The sequence below is a fragment of the Allobosea sp. 05T439 genome (assembly GCF_056396005.1).
This window is the reverse complement of the sequence record NZ_JBFTKP010000096.1, coordinates 1-4,871: the sequence shown is the minus strand read 5'-3', so window position 1 is coordinate 4,871 and position 4,871 is coordinate 1. Positions and strand designations below refer to the sequence as shown.

Annotated in this window: 6 protein-coding genes and 2 pseudogenes; 1 reads left to right on the top strand and 7 read right to left on the bottom strand. The window is 61.3% G+C overall.

All coding sequences use genetic code 11. From position 1 onward, the window contains the following. A partial coding sequence (locus AC1DIO_RS35055; protein WP_476854923.1) for a hypothetical protein occupies positions 1-300 on the top strand: 300 nt, incomplete at its 5' end. Between the two features lie 1,293 nt (positions 301-1,593). On the opposite strand, the gene AC1DIO_RS35050 is transcribed toward AC1DIO_RS35055, so the two are convergent. From AC1DIO_RS35050 to AC1DIO_RS35020, 7 genes and pseudogenes are all read right to left on the bottom strand, one after another. Then, complete coding sequence (locus AC1DIO_RS35050; RefSeq protein WP_441493354.1) at positions 1,594-1,716, bottom strand: hypothetical protein; 123 nt, start codon at positions 1,714-1,716, stop codon at positions 1,594-1,596. Positions 1,717-1,816: 100 nt separating this feature from the next. After that, positions 1,817-1,972 carry an ATP dependent DNA ligase gene (locus AC1DIO_RS35045; RefSeq protein ID WP_476854925.1) on the bottom strand — a complete coding sequence of 52 codons (156 nt, stop codon included), beginning with the start codon at positions 1,970-1,972 and terminating at the stop codon, positions 1,817-1,819. A gap of 20 nt (positions 1,973-1,992) precedes the next feature. After that, positions 1,993-2,256 (bottom strand): ATP dependent DNA ligase, encoded by a 264-nt coding sequence (locus tag AC1DIO_RS35040; protein WP_476854922.1) that lies wholly within the window; start codon positions 2,254-2,256, stop codon positions 1,993-1,995. Between the two features lie 14 nt (positions 2,257-2,270). Beyond that, a complete protein-coding gene (locus tag AC1DIO_RS35035) occupies positions 2,271-2,477 on the bottom strand; it encodes an ATP-dependent DNA ligase (protein WP_476854924.1) in 207 nt (68 codons plus the stop codon). A gap of 64 nt (positions 2,478-2,541) precedes the next feature. Then, positions 2,542-2,844, bottom strand: a pseudogene (locus tag AC1DIO_RS35030) (glutathione-dependent formaldehyde dehydrogenase); the annotation flags it as partial. A 400-nt stretch (positions 2,845-3,244) separates the two neighbouring features. Next, entirely contained in the window at positions 3,245-4,243 is a 999-nt protein-coding gene (locus AC1DIO_RS35025; RefSeq protein ID WP_476770843.1) for a sensor histidine kinase, read from the bottom strand. 249 nt (positions 4,244-4,492) lie between these two features. After that, positions 4,493-4,871, bottom strand: a pseudogene (locus AC1DIO_RS35020) (hypothetical protein); the annotation flags it as partial.

Below are 4,871 nucleotides of genomic sequence, written 5' to 3'. Positions count from 1 at the left end.
AGGCCAAGCTTCTGCTTGGCCTTTTTTCGTTACTGCCGGCGACAGCGGAATACCGCACAGGAGATGGACATGGCTGAACATTCAAAGCAGCGCGTCGATGCCGACAAGAATTTTCTGAAGACCCAGACCCAATTACTCGCGCGCAATCGGATCATGTTGGAGTTCGATACCCTCGCCCGGCACCGTGATGCGAACACGGCTAAGCTGAAGCAACAGCGCCTGGAGAAGGAAGCCCATGATCGAGCCGCGGCATTGGCTGCGCCAACGGTAAAGACGCGGAAAAAACCCATCGCCGCCTGAGCGCCAGGCGCCGGCGCGACGGAGCGCGATCCGAAGGTTGTACCTGCGAAGTTTGCGGTGTCGGGGCTTCTCCTGAACCATTCTGCCCCCCTTCTCCGCTGAAATTTAAGCCATTTCCGGGAACGACGATTTCACGAGGTATCGGTTCCGTCTCAGGAACGTTTCCGATCGCCGCGACGTTCTCCGGGCGTGGTGGAGTTGCTGTTGTGTGTGCGCGTCGCATGTTGCGGTCCGGCCCTGGCGCCGAGATTGTCCGTAGTCCTGTCCTCGAAACGTGGGTTTGGCTTCATCCCATTAGCACGACTGACTAATCGCATCGTCAATCTCCTGCTCGATCTCAAGGGCGAGAACGCGATATTCCTCCGCACGGTCGTGGCCTGTCGGCGAGGAGATTTTCGACCAATGGGCAGCCGCCTCGCAGGTCAATTCGTACGCTTCGAATAAGGCCGGCAGGCCAGCAATGCGGCTCCATTTTTGCCTCAACTCCGCTCGCCGCTGCGGCCACCGAAGCATAAGCCTAGCAAGGCCGCGCTTCTGTGCGTCGTTCACTTGGCTACATCTCGTCGAGCTGACCAAGGACATCGCTAGCAATCGCTTCTTTCGGACGTCCAGCTACGAAGGCCCCCCGGCTTCTCGCTGAGAACATAGCTCCATCTCCAATACGAGGCCACGCCCTCAATCCCGACCGCCGCTTTGCGTCCCCGAAGACTCCGAACCATCTTGCGAGGTCTTGTGGCCGGCTGCGGTCAACCCGCGCCTCAGGAGTTCGCGTACGGCCTCGGACCTACTGGGTATCCGGTGTGAAAAGCGAAAATCATCAACTGCAGTCAATTCGTCATCGTCGATCATTACCTGCAGGCGCTCGCCGCGAGTCAGAGGATTTCCCTTCTTTGACACCTCGGTCATGGTCTCGTCTCACTCATTCCCATCATTTAGCTTAAAGCGCCCGGCCGGCTCATTTGTTCCGAATGAGGCCACGCCTTTCCATGAGTGGGTTGGCGCCATTGAGTTGGTCTGCCCTTCCAATCAGTCCGTTTTATCTACTCGCCGGAGGGAAATTCGGATAGTTTTCAGCTAGCTTCCGGTCTCCGGAAGTCCGAATGCGGCGTTCAGCATCGGGGACATGGTCGGCACTTAGGCCGCCACCGTTCATGAGGTCGGATAGTCACCTCCAGCCTGCGCGCGTCGGGCAAAGGATGCGCCCTGAAAGTCAAGGTTATGACTACATACGGTACAATCGAATTTCCCAGCGGAGCGCGCTACACGCTGCCCTATTCACTGACGGGGGGACATTCAGATGGCATCATACATGGCACGTTTCTGACGGATTTGTTGGCGCTTCACCCTGATCCGATCGCTCACGAGATCAGTCTTGAATGCGCGGATGGCGCTAAAATTCGGCTGCTGATCACGCATCGGAATGGCTCCGGGTCAACCTTTATCGGCGCCTTCGCTTGACGGCGCCTCTACTCCCCACAGTGTCCAACTGGGTCGTGATCAGGCGAAAGAGTCTGGCTCACGACGGGTCCTCCACCTGAAATACCGTCCCATCCGCCTCTTCCCGAAGCCCCTTGTACGACGCGTGCCGCAACTTCCCGTCTGTGGTCCAGCCCCGGAATTCGATCTCCGCTACCAGGGCCGAAGGTACCCAGCGCATCCCCTTTCTTCTCATCTGCAACGCAGACTTCTCGATCAGAACGCGTCGAGCTGCTTCCGCAGCGCGGTAGCAGTGCGATCGGTGAACCCGGTCCCTACGCCGCCGACATAGGTCAGCCGGTTGCTCTTCCAGGCTGCGAGCAGCAGCCGCCCGATACCGCCCAACGCCGACGACGACGGCTCATAGCCGATGATGAAGAACCCTTCCGACTGGATGCACTTGATCTTCCGCCATTCGCCGCCCCGGCGGGATCGATACGGCGCATCCCTGCGCTTCGCGATGATGCCCTCGAGGCCCATCTCGCAGGCGACTGTCAGAAAGGCGCGTCGCCGACAGGATCGACGTCCTCGCTGAAGCGGATCAAGGTGTGGGGCTTTATGACATCGGCGAGCATCTTCCGACGATCCTCGCATCGCATGGTCCGGAGGTCGTGACCGTTGAGATAGAGCACATCGAAGGCGTACAGGAGCGCGCCGGCGGCAGATCGCTTGCCGCGCCGGCCACCGAGAGCTTGCTGCAGGGCGCTGAAGTTGGACGTACCGCGTAAGGCCCTTGTTCATCGCGGCCCGATCGGAATCCTGTCAGACGTCGAACTCCGAAAAGTTGATGGTCTCCCCCCCGGCCTCGGCCATCGCCAATCGTTCGGAGACCTCGTCGATCGCAATCACCCGGCCGGCGCCCAACATGAACGCCGAGCGGATCGCAAACTGGCCGACCGGCCCGCAACCCCAGATCGCGACGGTATCGCCGTCCCGAATTTGGGCGTTCTCGGCAGCCATGTACCCGGTCGGGAAGATGTCGGAGAGGAACAGGGCCTGCTCGTCCGAACACTGTCGGGGACCCTGATTGGGCCGATATCCGGGCACGCGCAGATATTCTGCTTGGCCAGCAGGAATGATCTTATTCTGGCAGCCATACCGAAGCAGGGGCCAATTTGCTCAATGACGAGGGGCCGCCAACCGTTCCATCGGCGGCCATGCGAACGACCGACGTGATGAGGCGGAGTGGCCATATCGCAGCCTCAAGGCGTGAATGTCGTTTGAGGCTCCGGGCCCTTTGATCCCATGCCTCTCAGCAACCTCCCCGCCCGCATGGAAGGCGGGATCGACCTCGCTCTGCCGCAGCGTCCCAATCCGGGTCCCCGTCGCCCGGGCAAGGGGCGCTACCGCTCGCGATCGCCGCCCTGCTCGCCTTCCTCGCAAGGAGGTGATCTCGAAGACGGGCGCCGCCCCGATAATGAGGTGAACTGGGCTGACGGGCACCCCTTCGTGATCGTTACTGCGCCGCCTAATCGGCCAGCTTCGCCGCCTTCATCCGTAACGTGACAATGACCCCCTCGGCGGACCAGTTGTAGTCGATCGAGCCGCCCAATTGCCCGGAGATGCTACGAACCACGAGGCGGCTACCGTACCCACCGGCGCCGTTTGGAGGTTCGACGGCGGGACCTCCGCGCTCTGTCCAGACGATCTTGATCTCTTCGTCGTCCGAGCAACCTGAAACATCTAACGTGCCGGTGTCGGCCGACAGCGCGCCATACTTCAACGAGTTGGTCGCGAGCTCATGGATGACCAGGGCCAGCACGGTCGCCGCACCTTCACCAACGCCCATGCGCGGCACCGCGACGCGGATGCGCCCGCTGAAGGCGCCCAGATCCTCATAAGGAGACAGCAGGATCGACAACAGGTCGCCGAGGAGAGCCGCATGCCCCTGATGGCCCGGGAGCGGCCGCACTAGATCGTGCGCTCGCCCAAGAGCCGCCAGGCGTCCCGTCAATTCGGTGGCCATCTCTTTGGCGGTCGTCGTGGACCGCGACGAGATCAGGGTCAGCCCCGAGGCAATTGCAAGCAGATTCTTGACGCGATGGCTCATCTCCCCGGCGAGAAGCTCATGGCCTTCCTCGGCCTGCTTGCGGCCCGTCACATCCAGAAAGATGCCGTACGCAACGCCATTGTGCAGATGGGAATCGTCGCCAATGCCGCGCGCAGAAATCCAACGGATCTCCTCGTCGATAATAATGCGAAAGTCGATTTCGTAGGCACCGACAATGGCCCGCGCCGCAGCGAAGGCGGCCCGGACCCGATCCCGATCCGCGGGGTGGATGCGGGCAGACAGGTCCTCGAACTTCACCGGGTTGCCGTCGTCCGGCACGGCCCATAAGGCGTATCCCCGTTCGTCCATGGCGAACCGGTCGGTCTCTACGTTCCACGACCACAGGGCGACCCCGGCTGCGCCGATAGCGCGACGGAGGCTCTCAGCGCTCCACGAAAGAGAGTTGCTGGTGGGCATGATTACACTCGGACCGGCCGCGGGGTGCGCATGCTATCAGGAAGGTCGGGATTCTAATAAGTCGCAGCATCTGCATCGTCGCGGAGCCCCTTGAACGACGCCTGCCGCAGTTTGCTCGCTGGCGGATATCAAGACCAATACCAAGCGTCAGGCGGAGCTGGTCACATTGCTCGCCCGGGTCGCGGTCCTGCCATAAGGCTTTGGCGCGGTGCATGGAGCCAAGCACCCGAGCCTAGGATCTGTGGACACTTATCTGATCCATAGGACCATGGCGGCGATTGTGACGACGGAGTGTCTGGCGGTCTTTTCGAACCGCGTCGCGACCCGCCGAAACTGCTTAAGCCTCGAGAAGCAGCATTCGATCAGGTGGCGCTGGGCGTAGAGGTGCTTGTCGAGGGGATATTTGCGCGCCCGTGACGGGTTGTTGGGAATGACGGCGATGGCGCCCTTCTCGGCAATCTTTCGCCTGAGGGGATCGGCTGCCGATTCCGACGAAGTCGCCCCTCGTTTCCGAGATGATGGCGCACCCTGATTCCGAGATGATGTCGCCCCCGGAAGCGGGCCGTGCTGGACGTTGATTGTTGTTGTGTCGTTTCGGCCTGCGGTCAAGCCTGAGGTTGGGTTTTGG

Bases quoted from the DNA above. Each gene is read 5' to 3' on its own strand.
- AC1DIO_RS35050 (WP_441493354.1), bottom strand. From the start codon at position 1,716: ATGCGTGATCAGCAGCCGAATTTTAGCGCCATCCGCGCATTCAAGACT.
- AC1DIO_RS35045 (WP_476854925.1), bottom strand. From the start codon at position 1,972: ATGAGAAGAAAGGGGATGCGCTGGGTACCTTCGGCCCTGGTAGCGGAG.
- AC1DIO_RS35040 (WP_476854922.1), bottom strand. From the start codon at position 2,256: ATGGGCCTCGAGGGCATCATCGCGAAGCGCAGGGATGCGCCGTATCGA.
- AC1DIO_RS35025 (WP_476770843.1), bottom strand. From the start codon at position 4,243: ATGCCCACCAGCAACTCTCTTTCGTGGAGCGCTGAGAGCCTCCGTCGC.